The sequence below is a fragment of the Streptomyces sp. genome, from assembly GCF_036524955.1.
In the GTDB taxonomy this organism is placed as follows: Bacteria; Actinomycetota; Actinomycetes; order Streptomycetales; family Streptomycetaceae; genus Actinacidiphila.
This window is the reverse complement of sequence record NZ_DATDBG010000308.1, coordinates 1-24,271: the sequence shown is the minus strand read 5'-3', so window position 1 is coordinate 24,271 and position 24,271 is coordinate 1. Positions and strand designations below refer to the sequence as shown.

Sequence of the window (24,271 nt, the reverse complement as noted above, 5' to 3'; positions counted from 1 at the left end):
CCCTGATGACAGCGAAGAAGAAGGCCCGCCCGCGCACGGTGACCGTCGTCGTCGACGGCACCCCGCGGCGGGCATGGGAAGGCCAGTCGGTGGCCGCGGCCCTGGTCGCGGGCGGCACCTGGGCGCTGCGCCGGAACCCGGTGACCGGGGACACACGCGGCCCGTTCTGCGGGATGGGCGTGTGCCTGGAGTGCGAGGTCGTGATCGATGGCCGGCCCGGCTCGCGCTCCTGCACGGAGCATGTGGCGGACGGCATGGAGATCCGCACCCTGGCGTACGGCGGCGTCGTACGGCAGGGCGAGGGCGCGGGCGAATGCGGCGCCGTACGGCAGGGCCCCGGCACAGGTGAAGGCGCCGCCGTATGAGCGGGCATCCGGCCCAGGACGTGCGGCACGTCGAGACCGACGTCGCGGTCGTCGGCGGCGGGCCCGCCGGGCTCACGGCCGCGCTGGTCCTGGCGCGGGGCGGGCTGCGGGTCACCCTGATCGACGAGTCCGACACGCTGGGCGGCCAGTACTACAAGCGCCGCGCCGAGCCGTTGGCCGCCGCCTTCGGCGACTTCCGGCCCAAGGGCACCGCCCTGATCCGGGAGGTACGCGCCGCCGGAGTGGACTGCCTGACCCGCACGCTGGTCTGGGGCGCCGAGGACGACGGCCGCACCCTCTTCACGGCCGACGCCCGTACCGGTGCGGCCGGGCAGGTGCACGCCCGCGCCACGGTCGTCGCGACCGGCGCCTTCGAACGCACCGCGCCGTTCCCCGGCTGGGTGCTGCCCGGCGTCGTCACCCCGGGCTTCGCCCTGCACCTGGCCACCATGGACCGGGTGCCGGTCGGCAGCCGGGTCGTCGTGGCCGGGACCGGACCGTTCCTGCTCCCGGTCGCCTGCGCGCTGCTCGACGTGGGAGCCCGTGTCGAGGCGCTCCTCGAACTCAACCACCCCTACCGTCCCGGCTTCGCCGCGCTCGGCGCCCTGCGCCACCCCGCCCGCCTCACCGAGGCGGCCGGCTACCTGCTCACCCTGGCCAGGCACGGCGTACGGGTGGAGCAGGGCCGGCGGGTGCTGGCCGCGTACGGCGACGACGACCGCGTACGTTCCGTCGAGATCGGACCGGCCGATCCGGCCGCCGGCGGTGCGACGCGGCGGGTGGACGTCGACGCGCTGTGCGTGGGCTTCGGGTTCCGCCCGAGCACCGAACTGCCGCGCCTGCTGGGCTGCCGGACCCGCGTCGACGCGGCCACCGGGGAGGAACTTCCCGAGGCCGGCCCGGACGGCGCGACCTCGGTGGACGGGCTGTACGTGGTGGGGGAGTGCGCGGGCATCGCCGGCGTGCACGCGGCGCAGGTGCGCGGCGAGTCGGCGGCCCTGGCGATCCTGCGCCGCTTCGGCGGGGCGTCGGGCGACGGGAGTCCGGCGACCGGCGACGGCCGCCGCCTCGCGGCGCTACGGCGGCGCGCCCGCTCGCTCGACCGGTTCGCCGAGTTGAACCAGCGCCTCTACCCCGTACCGGCCGGTCTCACCGCGTCGCTGGCCGACAGCACCACGGTGTGCCGCTGCGAGGGCATCACCGCGGGTGAGATCCGCCGCGCCGCGGAAACCGGCTGGAACGACCTGCACGGTGTCAAGGGCGCCACCCGCGCCGGCATGGGCCCCTGCCAGGGCCGCGAGTGCGGGCACGTCGTCGCCGCGCTCGCCGGGCAGGCTACGGGCCGGCCGTGCGGGCCGGCCTCCTTCGCCGCCCGCTTCCCCCTCAAACCCGTTCCCGTGCCGACCGCCATGGCGGCCGGCCGGCCCGCGGAACCCGACGCCACGAAGGGCGGCACCGCATGACCGGCGACAGCCGCCAGCCCGATGTCATCGTCGTGGGAGCAGGCATCCTCGGCGCCTCCGCAGCCTGCCACCTGGCCGAACGCGGCTACCGCGTGGCCGTACTGGAGCGCGGCGCACCCAACCGCGAGGGGTCGGGCACCACCGCGGGGAACCTGCACATCCAGGCCATCCACACCCGGCGCCCGGGCCAGGACGTACCCGTGGACAACAAGCGCCTGCTGCCTCTGCAACGCCGGGCGTCGGAGCGCTGGTCGGTGATCGAGGACCACCTGGGGACCTCCGTGGAGCTGCGGCGCGGCGGCGGGTTCATGGTCGCGGAGACCGCGGAGCAGGAGCTCGAACTCCGCCACAAGGCGGCGATGGAACGCGACGCCGGCATCCCCACCGAACTGCTGACCGGCGACGAGGCCCGCGCACGGCTGCCCCTGCTGTCGCCGGGCGTACGCGCCGCCACCTGGTGCCCGCTCGACGGTTACGCCAATCCGCTGCTGATCACCCCGGCGTACCTGGACGCGGCCCGCCGGCGCGGCGCCGAACTGCACCCGTTCAGCCCGGTGACGGGCATCAGCAGGGCCGGCGGCGAGTACCAGGTCCGCTCCGGCGACCGGAGCTGGACCGCGCCGTACGTCGTCAACGCCGCCGGGCCGTGGATCGCGGACATCGCCGCCATGGCCGGCATCCGGGTGGACATGTCCCCGGTCGCCATCCAGATGCACGTGACCGTACGCGTCCCCCCGGTCATGCACCACCTGGTGCAGCACATCGGCGAGGGCATGTCGGTCAAGCAGGTGAGCGCGGGCAACATGCTCATCGGCGGCGGCTGGCCGGCCGGCCGGCTCGACCTGGACGGGCGCAGCACGGTCAGCGTGGCCAGCATGGCGGGCAATCTCGCGCAGGCCGGCCGCGTCCTGCCGTTCCTGGCCGGGCTGCGCCTGCTGCGCATGTGGGCGGGACCCCTCGCCGCGACCCCCGACGAGATGCCGGTGATCGGCGAGGTCCCCGGCCACCCCGGCTTCTTCGTCGCCGGCGGGACGTACGCGTTCACGCTCGCCCCGGTCTGGGGGGAGACGCTGACCGCGCAGATCGCCGGCGACACACCACCGGAGCCGGTCGACGACCTCGGCCCCGGGCGGCTGCTGCGCGACGTCGTCACCCCCACGGTCTGATTCCCCGCACCCCGGACTCACAGAAAGGCTTCGACATGACTGTTCTCCGCATGTTCGTCAACGGACAGGCGATGTCCGGCGGCAGCATCAACCACGCGCTGCGGGACGCCCGGTTCGTCGGCCCGGTCGACACCGCGCCCCGCTACCGGTTCTTCTCGGTACGCGACGAGTTCCCCGGCCTGCACCCGGTCCAGGAGGCGGGCACGGCCGTCCCCGGCGAACTGTACGAGCTCAGCTACGAGGCGCTGCGCGACCGGCTGCTGCCCGAGGAGCCGCCCGAACTGGAACTCGGCGTCATCGAACTCGCCGACGGGACGTCGTCGTTGTCGATGCGCATGCGTGAGACGGCGCTGGACGCGCCCGGCGTGCTCGACATCAGCGCCGCCGGCGGCTGGCGCGCGTATCTCGCGGCCCGCTCGGCGCCGGCCCGCTGACCGCGGCACCGCACCCGACCCGCCCGACGCGCCCGGCCCGCCGGACCCCTTCAGCCCGCCCGACCCGCCCGACACCCAGCAATCAGAAGGAGAGCCATGGCAGTCCGTGAGCCGATCGACCTCATCGTCCGCGGTGGCACCGTGGTCAACGCCGACTGGCAGGGCGAGGCCGATGTCCTGGTCCGGGACGGGCGGGTCCTCGCCCTGGCCGAACCCGGTTCGTACCGGTCGCCGGACGTCCGCGGGGCGACCGAGATCGACGCCGGCGGCCACCTGGTGCTGCCCGGCGGCGTCGATCCGCACTGCCACGTCGGCTTCACCTCCGGCGACTTCACCTCGCTCGACGACTACCGCCAGGCCACCACCGCCGCCGTCTTCGGCGGCACGACCACCATCGTCGACTTCGCGATCCCGCGCCCCGGCGAGAACCCGGCCGATGTCGCCGCCGCCCAGCGCGCCAAGGCGGACCAGGGGCTGTGCGACAGCGCGCTGCACGCCTGCGTGGTCGACTGGGACGCGACGGTGCCCGAGCAGTTGCGCGCGCTGACCGCCGACGGCGTGGTCACCGTGAAGATGTTCACCACGTACCGCGGCGAGACGATGGCCGACGAGAAGACCATCCTCAATGTGATGACCTCGCTGCGCGACCTCGGCGGCATGGTCGTCATCCACTGCGAGGCCGACCACATCATCACCGACGTGCAGGAGCGCGGCGCCGCGGCCGGCGCCATCGGCGCCCGCCACCACGCCGGTACCCGGCCCGAGCTGGCGGAGGCGGCCTCCGTCGCGGAGATCCTGGCGGTCGCGGAGTCCGTCGCGGCGCCGGTCTACTTCGTCCACCAGTCGACCCCCGAAGCCGTCGACCTCGTCGCCCGGGCCCGCGGCAGGGGCGTACGGGCCTACACCGAGGCCGTCGCCCACCACCTCGTCCTGGACGACTCCGCCTATGCCGGCCCGCACCCCGAGCGCTTCGTGTGCTGCCCCCCGCTGCGCTCCGCGACCACGGTCGGCGCGCTGCGGTCCCGGGTCTCCATGGGCCAGGTCGCCACCATCGGCAGCGACCACTGCTGCTACGACACCGCCCAGAAGGAGTCCGTACGCCACGACGTCCGCGCGATGCCCAACGGCCTGCCCGGGGTGGAGACCCGGATGCCGGTGATCTTCAGTGAACTCGTGGTCAAGCGCGGCCTGCCCGTCGGCCGCTTCGTGGAAGCGCTCTGCGCCAACCCGGCCCGCCTCAACGGCCTCTACCCCCGCAAGGGCGTCATCGCGCCCGGCGCCGACGCCGACCTCGTCCTGTGGGACCCCACCGCCACCACGGAACTGCGGGCCACCGACCTCCACATGGCGACCGACTACACCCCGTACGAGGGCATGCAGATCACCGGCCGCCCCACCACGGTCCTGGTCGCCGGCCGCCCGGTGGTCTCCGAGGGGCGACTGCTGGACCCCGCCCCCCGCGGCCGCCACCTGCGTTCCCGGCCCCTGGGCTCCGGGCTCATCTGCTGAGCGGTCGGTCCGGCGGGGCGGGCAGGGCGGGGGAGTCGTCCTTGAGGGCGACTCCGGTCAGCCGCCGCAGGCGGGCCTGCGTCATCAGCCGGACCAGGGTGGCGGCGGCGGTCGGGTAATCGGTGCCGTGCGGGGGCCTGATGTTCGACAGGCAGTTGCGTTCGGCGTCGGTGCGCGGCACCGACGGGTCGTAGGTGAGGTAGACGCCGAGGCTGTCGGCCGAGGACAGGCCCGGGCGCTCGCCGATCAGGACGGCCACCATGCGTGCGCCGAGGGCCCGGGCGACCTCGTCGCCGAGCGCCACCCTGGCCCCGGTGGCGACGACCACGGGGGCCGCGCGCCAGTCGGGGAGCGCGGCGGCCACCTCCCGGAGCAGACCGGGGGCGTGGTCGTGGACGGCGCGGGCGGAGAGCCCGTCCGCCACCACGAACGCGATGTCGTACTCCCCGTGCGGCAGCGTGGCCGCGGCCCGCGGGTGCAACCGCCGGCCGAGGTCGGGGCGCTGCAGGTAGCTCGCCCGGTCCTCCGCCGCGCTGCGCACCGACAGGACGGGCGCGCCGCCGAGCAGGCCGGTCAGCCCGCCGGCGAGGCGGTCGACGTCCAGGGGCAGGTGCACGGCGTCGCGGGCCTCGGCGTGGTCGAGCTGGAACTCCAGCAGGTGGCGGGTGGGGATCGCACTGCCGGTGGTGCCCAGGCCGATCCTGGCCGGGGTGTGCCGCCGCAGCGCCTGCCAGGCACGTGCCTGCCGGGCGGCGTCGTCCGCGGACCGGTCGGCGGGAGTGGAGGAGGCGCTCACCGTACGATCCCCGCGGCCAGTTCGCCGATCGCGCCGATCCCGCCCAGCGCCGGGTGCTCGGGGTCGGCCAGCCGGGGGCGCCCGCGTTCGTCGCCGAGGCCCGCCGCCTGCCACCACTGCTCGAACTCCGGTGCCTGCCGCAGGCCGAGCGTCTCACGCACGTACAACGCGTCGTGGAAGGCGTTGGTCTGGTAGTTGAGCATCACGTCGTCGGCTCCGGGAACGGTGATCACGAACGAGCAGCCGGCCACGCCGAGCATGGTGAGCAGGGCGTCCATGTCGTCGGAGTCGGCCTCGGCGTGGTTGGTGTAGCAGATGTCGCATCCCATCGGCAGGCCGAGCAGCTTGCCGCAGAAATGGTCCTCCAGACCCGCCCGCAGGATCTGCTTGCCGTCGTAGAGGTATTCCGGGCCGATGAAGCCGACCACGCTGTTGACCAGCAGCGGGTCGAACTCGCGGGCCACGGCGTAGGAGCGGGCCTCCAGGGTCTGCTGGTCCACCCCGTGGTGCGCGCCCGCGGACAGCTCGCTGCCCTGACCGGTCTCGAAGTACATCACATTGCCGCCGACGGTCCCGCGGCCCAGGGCGGCGGCCGACTGCCGGGCCTCGGCCAGCAGCGCCAGGTCCACGCCGAACGAGGCGTTGGCGGCCTGGGTACCGGCCACGGACTGGAAGACCAGGTCGACCGGGGCGCCGCGGTCGATCAGCTCCATGGTGGTGGTGACATGCGCCAGCACGCAGGACTGGGTGGGGATGGCGTAGCTCTGGCGGATCTCGTCGACCAGGTGCAGCAGGTCCCCGGTCGCGGTGACGTTGTCGCCCGCGGGGTTGATGCCGATGACCGCGTCCCCGCAGCCGTAGAGCAGTCCCTCCACGATGGCGGCGGCCACGCCCTGCGGGTCGTCGGTGGGGTGGTTGGGCTGGAGCCGGGTGGCCATCCGGCCCGGAAGGCCGACGGTGGTACGGAACCGGGTCACGACGCGGCAGCGGCGGGCCACCGCGACCAGGTCCTGATTGCGCATCAGCTTGGCCGCGGCCGCGGCCATCTCCGGCGTCAGCCCCGGCGCCAGGGCGGTCAGGGCCGCCTCGTCCGCGGCATCGGACAGCAGCCAGTCCCGGAAGCCGCCGACGGTCAGCGAGGAGACCGGCGCGAACGCCACAGGGTCGTGGCGGTCGACGATCAGCCGGGTGACCTCGTCGGTCTCGTAGGGGACGACCTGCTCCTCCAGGAAGGTGCGCAGCGGCAGGTCGGCCAGGACGGAGCGGGCCGCCAGGCGTTCCAGGGCGCTCTCGGCGGCGACCCCGGCCAGGGCGTCGCCCGAGCACGGCGGCGACGCCTTGGCCATCAGGTCCTTCAGGCCGGCGAAGCGGTAGCCGCGTCCCCGGACGGTTGCGGTGTAACGGGTCACGGATGGATCTCCTGGGAGGGGGATCGGCGCCGTACGGCCGGCCGCACGGCGGGGGAGCCAGGCCGGGCCGGTCACGGTCGCGAGCTGTCACGGGAGAGCGGGACGGGGGTTCACCGGCAGCCTAGCGCCGCGTCGGCCGGGTCAGTCGGGGTTCGCCCCGTCGCCGCGTCCGGCACGGCGCCTCGCGGCGCTGCCGCATCGACCGGGCAGGCCCACGAGGCCGGTCCGGTGTCTTGCGACGTACCGCACCGGACGCCGCTCGCTGCCGGGCACACCCCGACCGATGCGGCACCGGCCACCACCAGGGCCCGCAGGGGGCATACGGTGTCCGGACGCGTTCCTCAGATCCGTCCGGCGGGGACGGCAGGCCGGGGCGTGCCCGCGGCCCGCAGGGCGCCGACGTCCTTGAGGACCCCGGCGAGGCCGGCGTGCAGCGCCGCGTACTCGCTCGCCACGATCATCACCGACGCACCGTGGTGGACCGCGAACTCCTGTTCGCTCCGCGCCCACGCCGGCAGGATCCACGGGGTCCCGGCGGCCCGGCACGCCTCGGCGACGCGCCGGAGGTCCTCGAAGTCCTCCGGGGTCCGGGAGTAGTGGCCCCGTCCGCGGCGTACGGCGAGGTCCGAGGGGCCGGGCATCACCCCGTCGACGGTGGGGAGCGCGGCGATCGCCTCGACCTCCGCCAGTCCGGCCTCGTCCTCGACCATCACGATGCAGTGGGTGGCGGTGTCCTGGCGGGCGATCCACTCCGCGGTGAGCGGGCCGTATCCGACCGCCCGCTCGGCGGCGAGGCTGCGGTCGCCGAGCGGGGGGAACTTGCCGTAGGAGGTGACCAGCCGGGCCTCGTCGGCTCCCGCGACGTGCGGTATCACCACGGCGTCCGCACCGAAGTCCAGGGCCCGCTGGACGTGTTCGCGTGCGCCGGAGGCCGTCTTCACCCAGACCTCCGGCCCGAGCGAGGAGATCAAGGGGATGAGGAGGTTGAGGTCGGCGTCACCGACCGGTCCGTGTTCGGCGTCGAGCAGCACGACGTCGAATCCGCTTCTCGCGGCGATCTCAGCGGCGACGACCGATCCGCTGCCGAGCCAGACGCCCAGCCTGGGCGCGGTAACTTCTGCCTTCATGAGGGGACTCCGTAGCTCTGGGGGGGTGGGTGCGGTCGGTCCGTTCGCGGGCTGCCCGGCTCAGCCGAGGCCGGTGCCCACGACTGAGCCGACGCCGAACGTGACCACCGCGGCGGCGGCGCCCAGTACGAGTTGACGGCCGCCGCCGAACCAGACCGACCTGCCGGTCAGCCGGGCCACCGCCGCGCCCGCCACGAACAGCGCGATCACGGACAGGGTGAGGGCGGCACCCAGGCTCGCCCGGCCCAGCAGGAACGGCAGCAGCGGGATGAGCGCGCCGAGGGCGAACGCCAGGAACGACGAACCGGCCGCCACCCACGGCGACGGAAGATCGTCCGGGTCGACTCCCAGCTCCTCGCGCACGTGAACGCGCCAGGCCACGTCGGGGTCGCGGTGCAGCCGCTCCGCCACCTCGGCCGCGAGCTCGGCGTCGAGGCCGCGCGTCTGGAACAGCAGCGCCAGCTCCCGCTGCTCGTCCTCGGGATGCTTGGCCAACTCCGCCCGCTCCACGGCGATCTCGGCGTGGACCAGTTCGCTCTGCGAGGCGACGGAGGTGTACTCCCCGGTGGCCATTGAGCAGGCGCCGGCCACCAGCCCGGCCAGCCCGGCCACCGCCGTGGCGGAGGCCGGAGCGCCGCCTCCGACGACACCGGCGATGAGCGCGGCGTTGGACACCAGCCCGTCCATGACCCCGAACACGGCCGGCCGCAGCCAGCCGCCGGTCACGTCGCGGTGATGCCGGTGTATCTCCACCGGCTTGTCGGCCGTCGTGGTCATCGAGATCTCTCCTGTCGTGAGGTGGTGGTGCGGGAAGCGGGGATACGGCAGTCGGCGCACGGGCCGTCCAGGCCGGAGACGGTGAACGCCAGGCAGCAGGTCCGCCGCCGTACGGTCACCCGGCCGGTCCGCTCGGACCGCAGCCCGACCAGGTGGTCGACGCCGAGCGTGTGCAGCAGGGCGACCAGGTCACCGCCCGGCGGTCCGCCGCGGACCGGCCGGGTACGGTCGGCGACCCGGCCGAGGCCGGCGGCCACTTCGCCCCACAGCGTCCGGCTGCCCACTGCGGTCCGCTGCCGGATCGCGGCGGCCAGGGGTATGAGGTGACGCTCCAGCAGTTCCTCGCGGAGGACCGCGAGCAGTTCGTCGTCGGCTCCCACGGTGGTCACCTCGGCGCCTGGCCGGCCGCGGTCGGTGCCGACCGCGGTCATCGCCCCCGTCCGCAGCCCGACGGTCACGTACGGAGGCCGGCCGTCCAGCCGGACCAGTGTGTTCTCCGCCGAGAGGCGCGGCACCCGGCGGCTGGTCCAGCCGAGCAGGACCAGGTGGGCCAGCCAGTAGGTGTACGCCTTCCACGCCAGTGTGGCCGAGGCGTGCGGCGCCGCGTTCCACCGCGCGGCCGGGTACTCCAGCAGCGCGGGCAGCCGCGAGCCGTCGAGCAGACCGGTGGCGGGCTCCCAGCCCCGGGTGTCGGCGACCACCAGGGGATCGGCGACGCCGGCCGGGCCGAGCCCGCGCCGCCGCAGGCCGGCGAGGGCAGCCTCAACCGGACGCAGCGACGGCTCCGGCGCCGCGGCGGGGCGGACAGGCAGCATCCGAGATTCTCCTTTCGGGCGTGGCGGAGATCCGGCGGGACCTCCTGAAGTGGCGCCCCGTGGCGCGCCGGCCGGTTCTGCCTCCGGCGGGGTGTGGCGCCCGCCGGGTACGGGGCCCGCCCGGCAGGACCCCCGGCCGGGTCAGTGCCAGTACCGGCCGCCGGGCAGGGCGGCACGCGGGACGCGGACGTACGTGGCGGTCCAGCCGCCCCCGACGCACTGGTTGACGGTCACCTCGGCCATCGAGCCGAGCAGGACGAACGCCTCGTCGGGCGCGAGCCGGTACTCCTCGCCGAGCCGCCGCAGCAGGTCCTCGAAGGCCGCGTGCAGGTTGCCGTCCACGCTGTCGCCGAACCGGCAGCCCAGAGAGCCGATGTGGTCGGCGTCGTCGAGCCGTGGCACGGCCGGTCCGGTCACCGAGCCGGCGGGCAGAAGGTCCACCCGGACGGTCACGTCGGCGTGTGTCTCCAGCGCCATACCGGTGACCTCCGCGTCACCCATCAGCGCGTGCACGTCGCCGAGGGAGACCAGCCCGCCCGGCACGTTCACCGGCAGCAGGACGGTCGCCCCGACGGTCACCTGGGGGCAGTCCACGTTGCCGCAGTGGCCCGGGTCGAACACCAGGGAGATGTGCTCCCCTGCGGCGGGGGCGGTGCCGATGGTGCCGACCATGGGCCGTACCGGCAGGCGCGCGGTGCCCCGGCCGGTCGCCAGCCGCACCTCGCCGTCCTCGATCGCGCACACCGCGGTCCGCGCGCGACCGCCGACCACGTGCGACTGCCGCCCGCACACCGATCCGCGGTCCCCGGTGACCACGGTGACCGCGTACGGCTCCACGGTGCCGACCTGGATGTCCTCGATGTGCACGGCCAGCATGTCGCCGGGCCGCGCGCCCTCCACGTACAGTGGCGCGCTGACCGGGTTGAAGGCCCCGATGAGGTCGAGCAGGTCCGACTCCCGCTCGAACACCTGGCTCTCCGAGGTGATCTTGTTGGAGAAGCAGTCGAGTGTCTCCACCACGACCCGGCCGCCGGGCCGGACGCGGGCGTACGGTTCCGCGTCGGCGGCGAAGGAGAAGCGGTGGTCGGTCCGTGGGATGCGCAAGCCGGTCACGCGCCCACCTCCTCGTGAACGATCCGGCCGGCGCTCACGGTGAGCAGCACGGGAAGGGTCGAGATGTCGCCGGGGGCGATCCGCCGGGGATCGCCGCCCAGCACCGTCAGATCCGCGTCGTGGCCGGGCTCGATCCGCCCCCGCCGGTACGCGGCCCCGGCCGCGCGGACGCCGGCCACGGTGGCGCATGCCAGCGCCTCGGTGACCGTGATCCGCTGCTCGGGCTGCCACACCGGGCTGTCGGCGTCTTCGGTGGGGTCCTGCCGGGTGACCGCGATCTGGACCCCGGTCAGGGGGTCGGCGTCGAGCAGGTCGGTCCGCATGCCGATCCGCCGGTCACTGCCGAACGACACGGTGACGCCGGCGTCGAGCAGGCTGCGGAACGGACTGAGCATCGCGCCGAACGCCTCGTCACCGCGCCGGGCGTTCTTCGGGCCGGCGCCGATCACCTCCCACGGCTGTGCCTCCACCACCACACCGAGGCCGGCGCACCGGGCGATGTCGGCGGGCGACATGCGGCGGGCGTGGATGAGCCGGTGCGGGGGCCGGGCCGTGCCGAGACGGCCGGGCAGGCACCCGTAGAGGTCGAGGGCTTCGGCCACACCGAGGTCGCCCATCGCGTGGATCGACGTCGGCGCGCCGGCGGTGTCGGCCATCGCCGCGAGCTTGACCGCCTGTTCCAGGCCCGGATAGCGGAACGAGTCGATGCGCGGCTGCCCCGGAGGCTGGGAGAACCAGCCGTTGTCCAGGGAGAGCTTGTAGCCCGCGAAACCGATCAGTCCGCCGCCGTCGCCGACCGTGAGGTCCGCGGGCTCCTCGACCCGTCGCAGCGACGGGCGGTAGGAGACACGTGCGGTCAGTTCGCCGCGGTCGGCCAGCGCGGCGAGCAGCCGTACATCGGTGAAGCTGCGCTCCTCGTGGATCTCGGCCGGGCCGTCCTCCCGGGGAACCGTGGCGATGTCGTGCACCTCGGTGATGCCCCGCGCGGCCATGTCGCGCAGCAGGGCGCGCAGTTCGGCCAGCCGGCGGTGGCGGTTGGGCGGCGGCACCACGCCGAGCGCGAGCCGGCCCCAGACGGCCTCCCCGGTCAGCCGCCCGGTGGGGTCGCCGTGTTCGTCCCGCTCGATACGGCCGCCGGGCGGGTCCGCGCTGTGGCGGTCGATCCGGCACAGTGCCAGCGCCCGGGAGTTGAGCAGGGCGGTGGAGCGGTCCCGGCTGACCAGCAGCAGCGGATGGTCCCCCGACACCCGGTCCAGCTCGGTGCGGTCGGGCAGCTCCTGGGGGGCCGGCGTGCCCGGCAGCCAGCCACCGCCGGTGACCCAGAGCCCGGGGTCGACCCGGGCGGCGACGGTGCGCACGCGGGCCAGGGCCGCGGCGCGGGTGGTCACGCCCGCCCAGTTCACAGTCCACTGGTCCTCGGCCGCCCAGCCGAGATGGGTGTGCGAATCGACGAATCCCGGCAGCAGGTGGGCGCCGGCGAGGTCGATGACGCGGTCCGGGGCGGGGCCGTCCGGGCGCTCACCGGCCAATGTCACGGCGCTGATCCGGCCGCCCCGGAGATCGACGGTGACCCGCCCTGGACCGGTCCGGCCCACCCACGGTCCGGGGGGCACGGTCGCGTTCACCAGGCGCAGTGTCTGGGTGTCACTCACCGTACTGCTCCCCTCGTACCGGCTTGGCGTACACATCGGGGCGGACGTCGCCCAGGGCCGGCAGCGTGGACCGGCAGTCCGCCACCCGCTTGCCGGAAAGGTCGGCCGTGATCAGCAGCTCGTCGTCGGCCGCGGTGGCCAGCACGGTGCCCCACGGATCGACGACCATGCTGTGTCCGTACGCCTCGAACCCGGTGCTGTCCGGTCCGATCTGGGCCGGCGCGACGACGTAGGAAAGGTTCTCGATGGCCCGGGCGCGCAGCAGCGCCTCCCAGTGGGACCGCCCGGTGCGCACGGCGAAGTTCGCCGGTACGCACAGCACCGTGGCCCCCACGTCCACCAGGTTCCGGTAGACCTCGGGGAAGCGCAGGTCGTAGCAGATCGACAGACCGAGGGTGTGCTCGCCGCAGCCGACAGCGACCAGTTCGTCGCCGGGTGAGGTGAACGCCGACTCCTGCTCCACCACATCGTCGTCGTCGATCTGGAACAGATGCACCTTGCGGTACACCGCCACCGGCTGCCCGTCGCGGTCGATCAGCACCGCGCTGTTGTACGGCCGGTCCGGGCGGGGCGAGCGCAACCAGATCCCGCCGACCAGCACCCGGATGCCGTGTTCGGCGGCGAGCGCCCCGATCCGGCTCAGCACGGGGCCGCCGAGGTCCTCCACGAGGTCCGCCGCGAAGGGCCCCCGGTACGTGCACGCCTCGGGCAGTGCGACCAGCTCGCAGCCGGAGGCCGCCGCCTGCCGTACCGCCTCGGCGATCCGTTCCAGGTTCGCGTTGCGGTCCTCCCCGGAACGCAACTGCACCAGTCCGACCCGCATCACGCACCCACCCCCGTGGAGACGGGCTGGACCGTGCCGGCTGCGTCGTCGGCGTCGTCGGCGTCGTGGGCGTCGGCCGGGCTGTCGGCGCTCTTCTTCGGCGTGCCCTCCGTGCGGGCCAGGGCGTACGGGAGACACAGCGGGGACCCGGTGCGCGGGTCGGTGGTGATGTCGGACTCCAGGCCGAACACGTCGCGGACCATCCGTTCGGTGAGCACCTCGGCGGGCGGTCCCGCCGCGTACACCGTTCCGCCCCGCACCGCGACCAGTTCGTGCGAGAACTGCGCCGCCTGGTTGAGGTCGTGCAGCACCATCAGGACGGTCGTCCCGTGCTCGGCGTTCAGCGTGCGCAGCAGCTCCATCAGCTCCAGTTGGTACGCCACGTCGAGGTAGGTCGTCGGCTCGTCGAGCAGCACGATTCCGGTGTCCTGGGCCAGCGCCAGCGCGATCCACGCCCGCTGGCGCTGGCCGCCGGACAGCCGGTCCAGCGGACGGTCGGCCAGCTCCCGCATGCCGGTCTGCTCCAGCGCCCAGGCGATGACGCGCCGGTCCTCGGCACCCTCCATACCCAGCAGGTGCCGGTGCGGGTAACGGCCGTGCCGCACCAGTTCGCGGACGGTCATGCCCTCGGGCGCGCTGGGCGACTGCGGCAGGATCGCCAGCTTCCTGGCCAGCTCCCGTGGCGGGGTCTGCGCGATCGAGCGGCCGTCGAGCAGGACCGCCCCGCTCCGTGGCCGGCTCAGCCGCCCCATCGCCCGCAGCAGAGTGCTCTTGCCGCAGCCGTTGCGGCCGACGAGGGAGGTGATGCGCCCCTCGGGCACCGTGTACGACAGGTCGTGGATGACCACGGTGGAGCCGTAACCCAGTTCGAGGTGGCTGGTTTCGAGTGTCACGAATTCCTCCAGCTAGGACCTGTTGCGGATCAGGCGCGGCCGAGACCGCGGCGGATCTGGAACAGGAAGTACGGGGCGCCGAGGACGGCGGTGAACAGGCCGACCGGTATCTCGGTCGGCGGGAGCAGGCCGCGCCCGGCCGCGTCGGCCAGCAGGACGAGCAGCGCGCCGGCGCACGCGGTGGTGGGGATCAGCAGCCGGTGCCCCGGGCCGACGAGCCGTCGGCACAGGTGCGGAGCCAGCAGCCCGACGAACGCGATCGTGCCGGCGACGGCCACCGCCGAAGCGGCCAGCGCGACCGCGAGCGCGAGCAGCAGGCCCTTGAGCCGTTCCAGCCGGGAGCCGAGGGACCGGGGCACGTCGTCCCCGAGGCCCAGCAGGTCGAGCTGGTCGGACATCAGCCACGCCAGCGGCAGCAGCACCGCGGTGAACGGCAGGACCTGCCAGACGTTCTCCCAGGTGCGGCCCCACAGGCTGCCGGTGAGCCAGCGCATCGACGCCTGCACGTCGCCGGTGAAGGCGGTGAGCACCAGGACGAGTTGGATGATCGCCAGCGTCACACCACCGACGGCGACACCCACCAGGGCCAGCCGCGCCGGATTCACGATGCCGTCGCGGCGGGCCAGCAGGTACACCGTCGCGCCGGTCACCGCCGCGCCGGCGAACGCGGCGGCCGGGGTGAGCCAGCCCGCCACGCTGCCGGGCAGGAAGCTCAGCGCGACCAGGGCGCCCACACCCGCGCCGCCGTTCACGCCGATGATCGCCGGTGAGGCGAGCGGGTTGCGGGTCACCGCCTGCAAAATAGCGCCGGACACGGCAAGGGCGGCGCCGACACAGGCACCCACCACGATCCGTGGCAGCCGGAAGTTCACCACCACCTGGTAGTCGGCGTAGCTGCCGGCCCCGGTGAGCCCCCGGACCACCCGGCCCAGCCCCAGCGGCACCGCGCCGATGCCGACGCCGGCGACGCCCATGGCGATCACGAACAGGAACAGCACCAGCAGAGTCACCCGGCGGCGGGCCCTGACATGTGCGTAGGTGTTGACGGCCTGTGCGGTCATACCGCGCCCCTTCCACGCCGGGCCAGGTAGACGAAATAGGGAGTGCCGAGCAGCGCGGTCAGCACGCCGACCGGGGTCTCGACCGGGGACGGCAGCAGCCGGGTCACCAGGTCGGCGCAGATCAGCAGCAGTGCCCCGACTGCCGCGGCGAACGGCAGCACCCGCCGGTAGTCGTTGCCGAGTGACCACCGGGCGATGTGCGGCACGATCAGCCCGACCATGGCGATCGGGCCGGCCACCGCCACCGCCGCGCCGGCCAGCAGCACGATCAGGCCCAGCACGGCACGGCGGATCCGCTCCACCCGGACGCCGAGGGAGCGGGCCACGTCGTCGCCCAGGGCCAGCAGCGTCACCGACCGGGCGAGCAGCAGCGCGCCGGCGATGCCCACCACGGTGTACGGCGCGAGCGTCCGGACGCTCTCCCAGGTGACGCCGTCGATCCCGCCGACCAGGTAGTGCAGCACGAACCGCACCGCCGCGTCGTTGAGTATCACGATGCTCATGACCAGCGAGTTGGCCAGCATCGCGATGGTCACCCCGGCCAGGGCGATCCGGCCGGGCGTCATGTCCGCCCCGGAGACGACGGCATAGACCAGCCCGGTGGCGGCGGCGGCGCCGGCCAGCGCCACCAGGGGCATCAGGTCCAGACCGGCCACCTGGAAGGTCGCCGCGCCCATCACGTACGTGGTGGCGGCGATCGCCAGGGCCGCACCGGAGTTGATCCCGACGACCGCCGGTTCCACGATCGGGTTGCGGGTGACCCCCTGCACCAGGGCGCCGGCGACGCCCAGGCTCGCCCCGACCAGCAGCGCGACCAGGGTGCGAGGCAGGCGGATGTCATGGACGGTCGCGTGCGTCTGCGCGTCGGTGCCGCCCAGCAGCGCGTGCCAGACCACACCGGGGGAGAGCGTCCGGCCGCCGCCGATCATCAGGCTGAGCAGCGCCGCCGCGGCCAGTGCCACCACCACGGTGAGCAGCGGGGCCGCCCAGCGCCGGTCGGTGCCGGCGGGTGTGGCCGGGTTCTCTGCGGCCACGGGGGCCGTCATCGTCGTCATGGCTTGCTCCTCGTCGTGGGCTGCCGCCCGCTCAGCCGGCGTGCAGCGTGTCGAGGGTCTGGTCCACCACGAGCGGCACCGACAGGGGACCGCGGCCGAGCGACCAGATGCCCCGGTCCACGAGCGCCACCCGGCCGTGCCGGACCGCGGGCAGGTCCGTCCAGAGCGGGTTGCCCTTCCACTTGTCGGTGATCTTGGGGTCACCGGCGAAGGCGGCCAGGAAGACGACGTCGGGCTTGGTCGGGGGCAGCTTCTCCAGGTCGACCGGGACGGAGAGCTGGCCCGGCACCTGCTGGTAGGCGTAGGTCAGGCCCATCGCGCCCAATATGCCGGCCTGCATCGAGTTGGCGGTGAAGGCGAAGAACTTGTCCGGTGTGGGCACCGCGAGCAGGGCACGCGAGGTCTGGGTGCCGAGCTCGGCCTTGGCTTCCGCCAGCTTGTCCTTGACCGACTTCTCCACCTCGGCGGCCTTGTCGGACCGGCCGACCGCCTGGCCGATCTTCTCCAGGTTGGGGAAGAAGTCGGCCCAACTGGTGGTGTCCAGAATGAGGGTGGGGGCGATCTTGGAGAACTGTGCGTAGTCCTTCAGGTGCTCGTTCTTGTCCGCGATGATCAGGTCGACCGGCTGCGACGCGAGCACTTCGAGGTTGGGCGAGACCCGGCTGCCCAGTGAGACGTAGTCGTGGATCTTCCCCTTCACCTGGGGCGGGATCGGGGCGGCGGACCCCGTGACCTGTTCGTCGGCGATCATCGTGGGCTGTACACCCATCGCGACCAGGTCTTCGACGAACTGCCACTGCATGGCGGCCACCCGGACGGCCGGCTTGGGCAGCTTCAGGGTGCCGCCGGCGTGCTGGACGGAGAGGGAGTCCGACGCTGCCGGCGCGGCCGAGGACGGGGCGCTGTCGCTGCTGGGGGCACAGGCGGCCAGCGTGACGAGTACGAGTCCGACGACCAGCGCGGCCAGTCTGCGGAAGGGGAGGCGACAGATGTCGACCATGTTCACTCCTGACGCTCAGAGGCGGGAGATATGGCGTATGCGATATGCGGAAGCTTGGGTGTCCACGCCATCCTCGGTCAAGCCCTTCGCCTATCGTTAACCTGCTGTCAATATTCGGGGCCGCGGACTGGCCAGTAGGGCTGACCAGCGTTAACGCGCAGATCCACGACGGTAACCTGAGTGCCGGCGCTGCGGTGCCCTCGGCGGAAGCCGAGGTTCCGTCAAGGTTGCCGACCGAGCAGGAACTCGCATATCGGACATAATTGCATCCTTGCGCTTCCGTATGCGATATATTGCACGCCTGAAGAGGGGGCAACGTAAGATGATGCAAGCGCGCGCTGGGGCCGTCGGCGCATGCTGTATGAAGAATGCCGCCGCTGTGGAGGTTCTGGACCGACATGCCGTTGCCGAACAGGGACCGGGCAAGCACCCATGAGAACGCTCAGGACGTTGCCTACCAGCAGCTCAGGGAGTGGATCATCGATGGCCCCCTGGAGGCCGGCGAGGCCGTCCGGGACGTGGAGATCGCCCAGCTCCTGGGAGTCAGCCGCACCCCCGTCCGCGAGGCGCTCATCCGGCTCTCGCAGGAGGGGCTGATCGAGTTCGCCCGGGGCCGCGGTACCCGGGTCGCCGCACTGCGGTACGAGCGGGCGCCCTCCCTCTACCGGCTGGGTGGTGAACTCGACGGCCTGGCCGCCGAGCTGGCGGCCGGGCAGCTGACCGACCCGGAGATCGCGGAGATGCGGGGCATCCTCGACCGGCTGGCCGCCGAGCGCGACCCCGCGCGGCTCCGGCTGCTCGACGCGGAGTTGCACGGCGTCTACCACCGCGCCTCGGGCAACCAGCCGCTGATCGAGATGATGGGTCAGGTCCAGTCGGAACTGCGCCGGCTGGAGAACGTCGCCTTCCAGGACGCGCAGATCCGCGAGGAGGCGCACCGGGAGCACGTCGCGATCATCGAAGCGCTCACCGCCCGGGACGCCGCCCGGGCGCGGGAGGCCGCCAAGACGAACTGGTTCAACTCCTGGGAGCGGATCCAGGCCCGCCTCAGCCGTATGCTCGCCGCTCCTTCCCCTCCCGGTCGCTGACCAGCGGCCAGTCGGCGACCGGCCCGGGTTCGCCCAGCGGCTCGCCGGTGAACCGGCCGCGCAGCGCGATCAGGCTCTCCACGGCGGACAGCGAACCCTCCGGATCCTGCGCGGCGACCGCGATGACCAGTGCCTCGGCGAGCATGGTGATCGTGGAGACCGCACTGATACGGCGGGCCGGCGCGGTCGGGACCACGAGGCTCGCGGCGATCCGGCCCGCGGTGACCGCGGGCACGGTGTCGGTCAGTGCGACGACCGACGCCCCCGCGCGGTGGGCGTGGTCCAGGGCGGCGGACAGTTCCGGGGTGGTGAGACCGGCCGTCACGACCACGAGCACGTCGCCCTCGCGCAGGTTGACCAGCCCGTCCGCCAGCAGGTAACCCGTCGTCGTGGTGGCATGCGCCCGTACGCCGACGCGGGACAGCCGCAGCGCCAGGTACTCCGCGACCGACCCGAGCGGACCGGCCCCGAGGACGACGACATCCCGGGCGCCGGCGACCAGTTCGGTCGCCACCCGGAACGCGTCCGGGTTCACCGTCCGGGCCGCCGCCGCCATCTGGTCCACGGCCAGGGCCAGCGCGTGCTTGAGGATCTGCGCGGGGTCCTTGCCCAGCGAGTCCATACTGTGCGAAAGCTGCTCCGCCGGCGACATCCGCTGCTTCACGGCGCTGCGCAGCGCGCGCTTGAGATCCGGAAGGCCGCGGTAGCCCAGGGACTTGACGGTCCGGATCACGGTGGCGTCGCTGGTGCCCGTCGAGGCACCCAGTTCACCGGCGCTCTGAAAGGCCACCTCGTCGACGTGCTCCCGCAGGTACGCCGCGACCCGGTGCTCGGACGCGGTCAGTCTCCCGCCGTGCCGGGCGATGCGCTCGTCGAGTGAGCCGCCGGCCGTGTCCGCGGACGGCTGCGTGTCGCCGCCACCGGATGACGAACTCATCGGATGAACCCCCTGTTACTTCTCGTGCGACGTGTTGTCGGAATCACTACAAGTGTTGACTATCTCTGTAGTAGATCCTACCTTTCTGTCGACCGGACCGCACACGCATGCTCTCGGCCGATTCTCGCGGCCGCCCGTGTCCGGCCGGCGAGCGGCCGTGCCACGGCCGCACAGCGCAGTCGAAGGAGCTCTTCTTGCCCACCTTGTTCAGGCTGGAGAACATCGGCATCGCCCGCGGCGGGACGGTCGTCCTGCGCGGCCTCCACGCGCGGATCCGCTCCGGGCGGTGTACCGCCCTGCTGGGCCCCAGCGGCGTGGGCAAGTCCACGCTGCTGCGTCTCCTCGTCCGGCTGGAGGAGCCGGCGCAGGGGCGGATCATGCTGGACGACCGCCCGCTGGCCTCGCACGATGTCCGCGAACTGCGCCGCAGGGTGGGGTTCGTCCAGCAGCAGCCGATCCCCCTCATGCCGACCGTGCTGGCCGACCTGCGGGTCGGCCGGCCGGCGCTGACCGAGGAGGAGGCGGTGGACCTGCTCGAGCGGGTCGGCCTGACCGGCGACTGGCTCGGCCGGGACCGCCGGAGTCTGTCCGGCGGTGAGTCCCAGCGCGTCTGCCTGGCCCGCGCCCTGGCTGTCGGCCCCGAGGCGGTGCTGCTCGACGAGCCGACCGCCGCACTCGACCCGGTCGCGGGAGCCGCCGTGGAAGAGGTGCTGCACGGCCTGAAGGCGAGTGGCGTGACCACCGTCCTGGTCAGCCACAACCTGGACCAGGCCAAGCGGCTCGCCGACGACGTGATCATTCTCAGCGGCGGGGAACTCGCCGCGACCGGCCCGGCGGACGAGGTCTTCGCCGGCCCGGCCGACGAACGCGCTCGCCTCTATCTGAAAGGGAGCCTGACATGAGCTCGCAGGCGTCCGCCTACGAAGTGCCGGACTGGCTGTCGGTGGCCTTCTCCGTGGTCTTCGTCGCCACCGGCTACGCCCTGGTGGTGCGCGGGAGGCTCGGACTGGGCCGCGACGTGCTCGTCGTCGCCTGCCGCGCCGCCGTGCAACTGATCGCCATCGGCGCGATCCTGTCCTGGCTGTTCACACACGCGGGACTGCCCGGCAGCCTCGCCTGGGTCGCGGCGATGGTCCTCATCGCCGGGCAGGTGGCCGGCCGGCGCGGCGCCGGCCTTCCCCGGCCCCGGCTCGTCGCCACCCTCGCCATCGGTGTGGCGACCGGTGCCACCATGGCGGTTCTGCTCGCCGCCCACATCGTCGGCGCTCCCCGGACCGTGGTCCCGGTGGGCGGGATGGTCGTCAACGCCATCCTGCCGATCTGCTCGGTGGCCCTCGCCCGGCTGCGCGAGGAGGTCGAGCGGAACCGGGCGGAGGTGGAGGCCAGGCTGGTCCTGGGTCTGTCCGCCGCCGAGTCCGTCAGGCCGCGCCTGCGCGCGGTCCTGCGCACGGCGCTGCTGCCGCCCATCGACGCCACGAAGGTCGTCGGACTCATCACGCTGCCGGGGGCCATGACCGGCCTCATCCTGGCCGGCGTCCCGCCCCTGCTCGCCATCCGCTACCAGCTCGTCGTGGTCTACATCTCGCTCAGCGCCCCCGCCATGGGAGCCGTCCTCGTCGGGAAACTGATGACCCGTCAGCTCTTCGACGACGCGCTGCGTCTGCGCCCGCTCTCGGCACCCGGCACCGGGCCCGGCACCGGACCGCTCGCCCTGTTCGCACGGCGGAAGAAGGCCCGGGCGGCCGTGGGCTGACCGCGCCAGGCCGGCGGCCCGCTGCCCGGCCCACCGTCACCGCCGCAGCCCGGCCCGCCGTCACCGCCCCGACCGAGGCATGCTGGAAGGAGGACCACAGGAGGAGGCGGGGGTCATGCCGAATCTGGGAGTCGCCATCGTGCGGCAGTACGAGCGGGGCGTCGTGTTCCGGCTCGGGCGGCTGCGGGGTGTGCGCAAGCCGGGCATCCACTTCATGATCCCGCTGTCGGACCGCATGTGGAAGGTGAGCCTGCGGACGGTCACCATGCCGGTGCCGTCGCAGCAGGTGATCACCCGGGACAACGTGTCGATCGGCGTGGCCGCCGTGGCGTACTTCCGGCGGGTGGACGCGGTCAAGGCGATCGTCGAGATCGAGAACGTGGGCGCCGCGGTCGGGCAGATCGCGCAGACGACGGTCCGCAACATCGTCGGGCGGTCGCTGCTGGACCAGGTGCTCACCGACACCCACACCCTGAACCTGGCGATCAGGGAGATCCTGGACGGCATCACCCAGCAGTGGGGCGTGTCGGTGTTCCTGGTGGAGCTGAAGGACATCGAGCTCCCGGTGACCATGCAGCGGGCGATGGCCCGCCAGGCGGAGGCCGAACGGGAGAAGCGCGCGAAGATCATCGCGGCCGAGGGTGAGGCGCTGAGCGCCGGGCGGCTCGGCGAGGCGGCCGACGTCATCGCCGATCACCCGATCGCCCTCCAGTTGAGGAACCTCCAGATACTGGCCGAGATCGCCGCGGAGAAGAACAGCACCATCGTCTTCCCCGCGCAGTTCCTGGACAGCGCCCGCGCCGTCACCCGGTTCATCGCCGACGAGAACCGGCCCGCCGCGCAGGCCTCGTCCCCACCGGTGGCCCTCGCGCCGCCCGCCCGGAGCGGCGGGCGGGACGGGAACCCCAGCCCCACCTCGGCGGAAGGGCGGACAACGTCATGACTCAGCAGAAATCAGCGGAACCGGCCCGCACCAAGACGTGGACCCTGCGACTGGACATCTTCGAGGAGGACGAGGACGTCACCTCGGTGCGGGCGGCGCTCGACACGGGTGACAACACCCTGGTGACGCACGCCACCGCGCACCGCAACCCGCACGATCGGCCCGTCCCCGAGATCGGGGACGAGTACGCGGCAGGCCGGGCCCTGCTCGAACTGGGCAGACAACTGGTGCGCGCCGGAACGGCCGACGCCGCGGCGAACCAGCCCCCGTCTGTCAGCCCCTGACGGCCCAGCGCCGGCCCCGGCGCAGTACCGGGGGATGCTCGAACGCCCGCCGCGCCGCCCGCATCGCGGCGCGCTCAGCGACGCGTGCCCGCTCGCCGGCCGGGTCATCCGCCGACCGGCCGCTTGCACCTCCCCGCCTTCCGCCACCCGCTCGCGCAGGTGGCCCATGGCAACGCACCCGCCGGGGCCCGACCGCCGCGGCGGGTGGGGCCGGCCCCGCCCTCTCCCGAGGCGGGTGCGGCTCCCTCGGCCGCGGGGAGCGGAACCCGTGCTGGTGAGCCGGTTGCTTTGACATCATGCGACTCAAGTTTTATTACGAAGGTAAGGCAACTTTCCGGAGGGTGCCCAGGAGAGACGAGGAGGACTCACCATGGCACGTGCGGTCGGTATCGACCTCGGGACGACCAACTCCGTCGTCAGTGTGCTGGAGGGCGGCGAGCCGACGGTCATCACCAACACCGAGGGCGCCAGGACCACGCCGTCGGTCGTGGGGTTCGCCAAGGGCGGCGACATCCTGGTGGGCGAGATCGCCAAGCGCCAGGCGGTGACGAACGTGGAGCGAACCGTCCGGTCGGTGAAGCGCCACATGGGTGAGGCCCAGTGGCGGTTCCCGGAGAGCGGCGGCATCGACGGCAAGCGGTACACCGCGCAGGAGATCTCGGCCCGGGTGCTGCAGAAGCTGAAGCGGGACGCCGAGGCGTACCTGGGCGAGGACGTCACCGACGCGGTGATCACCGTGCCCGCGTACTTCAACGACGCGCAGCGCACCGCCACCAAGGAGGCAGGCGAGATCGCCGGGCTGAAGGTGCTGAGGATCATCAACGAGCCGACGGCCGCGGCCCTGGCGTACGGGCTGGACAAGGAGGGCGACCAGACGATCCTCGTCTTCGACCTCGGCGGCGGCACCTTCGACGTCTCGCTGCTGGAGATCGGCGACGGCGTGGTCGAGGTGAAGGCCACCAACGGCGACACGCATCTGGGCGGTGACGACTGGGACCAGCGGGTCGTCGACCATCTGGCCAAGCAGTTCAAGAACCACCACGGCGTGGATCTCACCAAGGACAAGATGGCCATCCAGCGGCTGCGCGAGGCCGCGGAGCGGGCCAAGATCGAGCTGTCCGCGGCGACCGAGACCACCGTCAACCTGCCCTACATCAGCGCCTCCGCGGACGGTCCGCTGCACCTGGACGAGAAGCTGACCCGTGCCCAGTTCCAGCAGCTCACCGCGGACCTGCTGGACCGATGCAAGACGCCGTTCCACAACGCCGTCCAGGACGCCGGCATCGAGGTGGCCGGCATCGACCATGTGATCCTGGTGGGCGGCTCGACCCGGATGCCCGCCGTGACCGACCTGGTACGGGACCTGACCGGCGGCAAGGAGCCGCACAAGGGCGTGAACCCGGACGAGGTCGTGGCGGTCGGTGCGTCCTTGCAGGCCGGTGTGCTCAAGGGCGAGGTCAAGGACGTCCTGCTGCTCGACGTCACCCCGCTGTCCCTGGGTATCGAGACCAAGGGCGGCATCATGACCAAGCTGATCGAGCGCAACACCACGATCCCGACCAGGCGCTCGGAGATCTTCACCACTGCCGAGGACAACCAGCCGTCGGTGCAGATCCAGGTCTACCAGGGCGAGCGGGAGATCGCCGCCTACAACAAGAGACTCGGTGTGTTCGAGCTGACCGGTCTGCCGCCGGCCCCGCGCGGGATGCCGCAGATCGAGGTCACCTTCGACATCGACGCCAACGGCATCATGCACGTCGGCGCGAAGGACCTGGGCACCGGCAAGGAGCAGCGGATGACCGTCACCG

Annotated in this window: 24 protein-coding genes; 11 read left to right on the top strand and 13 right to left on the bottom strand. The window is 73.1% G+C overall.

The genetic code is table 11. The features are described 5' to 3' along the window. Positions 1-5: 5 nt before the first annotated feature. From VIW71_RS24390 to hydA, 5 genes are all read left to right on the top strand, one after another. Positions 6-365, top strand: a complete 360-nt coding sequence (locus tag VIW71_RS24390; RefSeq protein WP_331624749.1) for a (2Fe-2S)-binding protein — start codon at positions 6-8, stop codon at positions 363-365. Next, positions 362-1,828 (top strand): NAD(P)/FAD-dependent oxidoreductase, encoded by a 1,467-nt coding sequence (locus tag VIW71_RS24385; RefSeq protein ID WP_331624748.1) that lies wholly within the window; start codon positions 362-364, stop codon positions 1,826-1,828. Before VIW71_RS24390 ends, VIW71_RS24385 begins: the two co-directional genes overlap by 4 nt. Then, on the top strand, positions 1,825-2,994 hold the full coding sequence (locus tag VIW71_RS24380) for an NAD(P)/FAD-dependent oxidoreductase (protein WP_331624747.1): 1,170 nt from the start codon (positions 1,825-1,827) through the stop codon (positions 2,992-2,994). Before VIW71_RS24385 ends, VIW71_RS24380 begins: the two co-directional genes overlap by 4 nt. A 35-nt stretch (positions 2,995-3,029) precedes the next feature. Next, a complete protein-coding gene (locus VIW71_RS24375; RefSeq protein ID WP_331624746.1) occupies positions 3,030-3,428 on the top strand; it encodes an allophanate hydrolase-related protein in 399 nt (132 codons plus the stop codon). Between the two features lie 96 nt (positions 3,429-3,524). Beyond that, positions 3,525-4,937, top strand: coding sequence for a dihydropyrimidinase (hydA, locus tag VIW71_RS24370; RefSeq protein ID WP_331624745.1), 1,413 nt, complete (start codon positions 3,525-3,527; stop codon positions 4,935-4,937). On the opposite strand, the gene eutC is transcribed toward hydA, so the two are convergent. The 12 genes from eutC to VIW71_RS24310 form a co-directional block, all read right to left on the bottom strand. Further along, positions 4,927-5,733 carry an ethanolamine ammonia-lyase subunit EutC gene (gene eutC / locus VIW71_RS24365; protein ID WP_331624744.1) on the bottom strand — a complete coding sequence of 269 codons (807 nt, stop codon included), beginning with the start codon at positions 5,731-5,733 and terminating at the stop codon, positions 4,927-4,929. The two genes, hydA and eutC, sit on opposite strands and share 11 nt — an antisense overlap. Further along, positions 5,730-7,142, bottom strand: coding sequence for an ethanolamine ammonia-lyase subunit EutB (locus VIW71_RS24360; RefSeq protein ID WP_331624743.1), 1,413 nt, complete (start codon positions 7,140-7,142; stop codon positions 5,730-5,732). Before VIW71_RS24360 ends, eutC begins: the two co-directional genes overlap by 4 nt. Positions 7,143-7,483: 341 nt before the next feature. Then, the gene (locus tag VIW71_RS24355) at positions 7,484-8,269 is read right to left on the bottom strand and encodes an HpcH/HpaI aldolase family protein (protein ID WP_331624742.1); all 786 of its coding nucleotides are present in this window, start codon (positions 8,267-8,269) and stop codon (positions 7,484-7,486) included. A gap of 60 nt (positions 8,270-8,329) precedes the next feature. Continuing rightward, a complete protein-coding gene (locus VIW71_RS24350; protein ID WP_414720831.1) occupies positions 8,330-9,052 on the bottom strand; it encodes a VIT1/CCC1 transporter family protein in 723 nt (240 codons plus the stop codon). Next, entirely contained in the window at positions 9,043-9,861 is an 819-nt protein-coding gene (locus VIW71_RS24345; RefSeq protein ID WP_331624739.1) for a hypothetical protein, read from the bottom strand. The genes VIW71_RS24350 and VIW71_RS24345 overlap by 10 nt, the downstream gene beginning before the upstream one ends. 141 nt (positions 9,862-10,002) lie before the next feature. Then, the gene (locus VIW71_RS24340) at positions 10,003-10,974 is read right to left on the bottom strand and encodes an acetamidase/formamidase family protein (RefSeq protein ID WP_331624738.1); all 972 of its coding nucleotides are present in this window, start codon (positions 10,972-10,974) and stop codon (positions 10,003-10,005) included. Continuing rightward, positions 10,971-12,626, bottom strand: coding sequence for an amidohydrolase (locus VIW71_RS24335; protein WP_331624737.1), 1,656 nt, complete (start codon positions 12,624-12,626; stop codon positions 10,971-10,973). Before VIW71_RS24335 ends, VIW71_RS24340 begins: the two co-directional genes overlap by 4 nt. Beyond that, on the bottom strand, positions 12,619-13,449 hold the full coding sequence (locus VIW71_RS24330) for a carbon-nitrogen hydrolase family protein (RefSeq protein ID WP_331624736.1): 831 nt from the start codon (positions 13,447-13,449) through the stop codon (positions 12,619-12,621). Before VIW71_RS24330 ends, VIW71_RS24335 begins: the two co-directional genes overlap by 8 nt. Then, complete coding sequence (locus VIW71_RS24325; RefSeq protein ID WP_331624735.1) at positions 13,449-14,342, bottom strand: ABC transporter ATP-binding protein; 894 nt, start codon at positions 14,340-14,342, stop codon at positions 13,449-13,451. Before VIW71_RS24325 ends, VIW71_RS24330 begins: the two co-directional genes overlap by 1 nt. Positions 14,343-14,371: 29 nt before the next feature. Next, positions 14,372-15,403, bottom strand: a complete 1,032-nt coding sequence (locus VIW71_RS24320; protein ID WP_331624734.1) for a FecCD family ABC transporter permease — start codon at positions 15,401-15,403, stop codon at positions 14,372-14,374. Continuing rightward, entirely contained in the window at positions 15,400-16,458 is a 1,059-nt protein-coding gene (locus tag VIW71_RS24315) for a FecCD family ABC transporter permease (RefSeq protein WP_331624733.1), read from the bottom strand. The genes VIW71_RS24320 and VIW71_RS24315 overlap by 4 nt, the downstream gene beginning before the upstream one ends. A gap of 31 nt (positions 16,459-16,489) precedes the next feature. Beyond that, positions 16,490-17,458: an ABC transporter substrate-binding protein gene (locus VIW71_RS24310; RefSeq protein ID WP_331624732.1), complete on the bottom strand. Its 969-nt coding sequence runs from the start codon at positions 17,456-17,458 to the stop codon at positions 16,490-16,492. A gap of 398 nt (positions 17,459-17,856) precedes the next feature. On the opposite strand from VIW71_RS24310, the gene VIW71_RS24305 reads away from it, so the two are divergent. Then, on the top strand, positions 17,857-18,546 hold the full coding sequence (locus VIW71_RS24305) for a GntR family transcriptional regulator (protein WP_331624730.1): 690 nt from the start codon (positions 17,857-17,859) through the stop codon (positions 18,544-18,546). On the opposite strand, the gene VIW71_RS24300 is transcribed toward VIW71_RS24305, so the two are convergent. Further along, the gene (locus tag VIW71_RS24300; protein ID WP_331624729.1) at positions 18,506-19,483 is read right to left on the bottom strand and encodes a MurR/RpiR family transcriptional regulator; all 978 of its coding nucleotides are present in this window, start codon (positions 19,481-19,483) and stop codon (positions 18,506-18,508) included. The two genes, VIW71_RS24305 and VIW71_RS24300, sit on opposite strands and share 41 nt — an antisense overlap. A gap of 194 nt (positions 19,484-19,677) precedes the next feature. Here VIW71_RS24300 and VIW71_RS24295 point away from each other — a divergent pair, with 194 nt between their 5' ends. The 5 genes from VIW71_RS24295 to dnaK form a co-directional block, all read left to right on the top strand. Next, positions 19,678-20,385 carry an ATP-binding cassette domain-containing protein gene (locus VIW71_RS24295; protein WP_331624728.1) on the top strand — a complete coding sequence of 236 codons (708 nt, stop codon included), beginning with the start codon at positions 19,678-19,680 and terminating at the stop codon, positions 20,383-20,385. Then, on the top strand, positions 20,382-21,236 hold the full coding sequence (locus VIW71_RS24290; RefSeq protein WP_331624726.1) for an ABC transporter permease: 855 nt from the start codon (positions 20,382-20,384) through the stop codon (positions 21,234-21,236). The genes VIW71_RS24295 and VIW71_RS24290 overlap by 4 nt, the downstream gene beginning before the upstream one ends. A gap of 115 nt (positions 21,237-21,351) precedes the next feature. Next, complete coding sequence (locus tag VIW71_RS24285) at positions 21,352-22,179, top strand: slipin family protein (RefSeq protein ID WP_331624725.1); 828 nt, start codon at positions 21,352-21,354, stop codon at positions 22,177-22,179. Next, positions 22,176-22,463 (top strand): dsRBD fold-containing protein, encoded by a 288-nt coding sequence (locus tag VIW71_RS24280; protein ID WP_331624724.1) that lies wholly within the window; start codon positions 22,176-22,178, stop codon positions 22,461-22,463. The genes VIW71_RS24285 and VIW71_RS24280 overlap by 4 nt, the downstream gene beginning before the upstream one ends. 370 nt (positions 22,464-22,833) lie before the next feature. Beyond that, a partial coding sequence (gene dnaK / locus VIW71_RS24275; RefSeq protein ID WP_331624723.1) for a molecular chaperone DnaK occupies positions 22,834-24,271 on the top strand: 1,438 nt, incomplete at its 3' end.

What these genes read in the sequence shown, in the direction of transcription:
- VIW71_RS24390 (WP_331624749.1), top strand. Translation starts at nt 6, where the DNA reads ATGACAGCGAAGAAGAAGGCCCGCCCGCGCACGGTGACCGTCGTCGTC.
- VIW71_RS24385 (WP_331624748.1), top strand. Translation starts at nt 362, where the DNA reads ATGAGCGGGCATCCGGCCCAGGACGTGCGGCACGTCGAGACCGACGTC.
- VIW71_RS24380 (WP_331624747.1), top strand. Translation starts at nt 1,825, where the DNA reads ATGACCGGCGACAGCCGCCAGCCCGATGTCATCGTCGTGGGAGCAGGC.
- VIW71_RS24375 (WP_331624746.1), top strand. Translation starts at nt 3,030, where the DNA reads ATGACTGTTCTCCGCATGTTCGTCAACGGACAGGCGATGTCCGGCGGC.
- hydA (WP_331624745.1), top strand. Translation starts at nt 3,525, where the DNA reads ATGGCAGTCCGTGAGCCGATCGACCTCATCGTCCGCGGTGGCACCGTG.
- VIW71_RS24355 (WP_331624742.1), bottom strand. Translation starts at nt 8,269, where the DNA reads ATGAAGGCAGAAGTTACCGCGCCCAGGCTGGGCGTCTGGCTCGGCAGC.
- VIW71_RS24345 (WP_331624739.1), bottom strand. Translation starts at nt 9,861, where the DNA reads ATGCTGCCTGTCCGCCCCGCCGCGGCGCCGGAGCCGTCGCTGCGTCCG.
- VIW71_RS24330 (WP_331624736.1), bottom strand. Translation starts at nt 13,449, where the DNA reads ATGCGGGTCGGACTGGTGCAGTTGCGTTCCGGGGAGGACCGCAACGCG.
- VIW71_RS24320 (WP_331624734.1), bottom strand. Translation starts at nt 15,403, where the DNA reads ATGACCGCACAGGCCGTCAACACCTACGCACATGTCAGGGCCCGCCGC.
- VIW71_RS24315 (WP_331624733.1), bottom strand. Translation starts at nt 16,458, where the DNA reads ATGACGACGATGACGGCCCCCGTGGCCGCAGAGAACCCGGCCACACCC.
- VIW71_RS24310 (WP_331624732.1), bottom strand. Translation starts at nt 17,458, where the DNA reads ATGGTCGACATCTGTCGCCTCCCCTTCCGCAGACTGGCCGCGCTGGTC.
- VIW71_RS24305 (WP_331624730.1), top strand. Translation starts at nt 17,857, where the DNA reads ATGCCGTTGCCGAACAGGGACCGGGCAAGCACCCATGAGAACGCTCAG.
- VIW71_RS24300 (WP_331624729.1), bottom strand. Translation starts at nt 19,483, where the DNA reads ATGAGTTCGTCATCCGGTGGCGGCGACACGCAGCCGTCCGCGGACACG.
- VIW71_RS24290 (WP_331624726.1), top strand. Translation starts at nt 20,382, where the DNA reads ATGAGCTCGCAGGCGTCCGCCTACGAAGTGCCGGACTGGCTGTCGGTG.
- VIW71_RS24285 (WP_331624725.1), top strand. Translation starts at nt 21,352, where the DNA reads ATGCCGAATCTGGGAGTCGCCATCGTGCGGCAGTACGAGCGGGGCGTC.
- VIW71_RS24280 (WP_331624724.1), top strand. Translation starts at nt 22,176, where the DNA reads ATGACTCAGCAGAAATCAGCGGAACCGGCCCGCACCAAGACGTGGACC.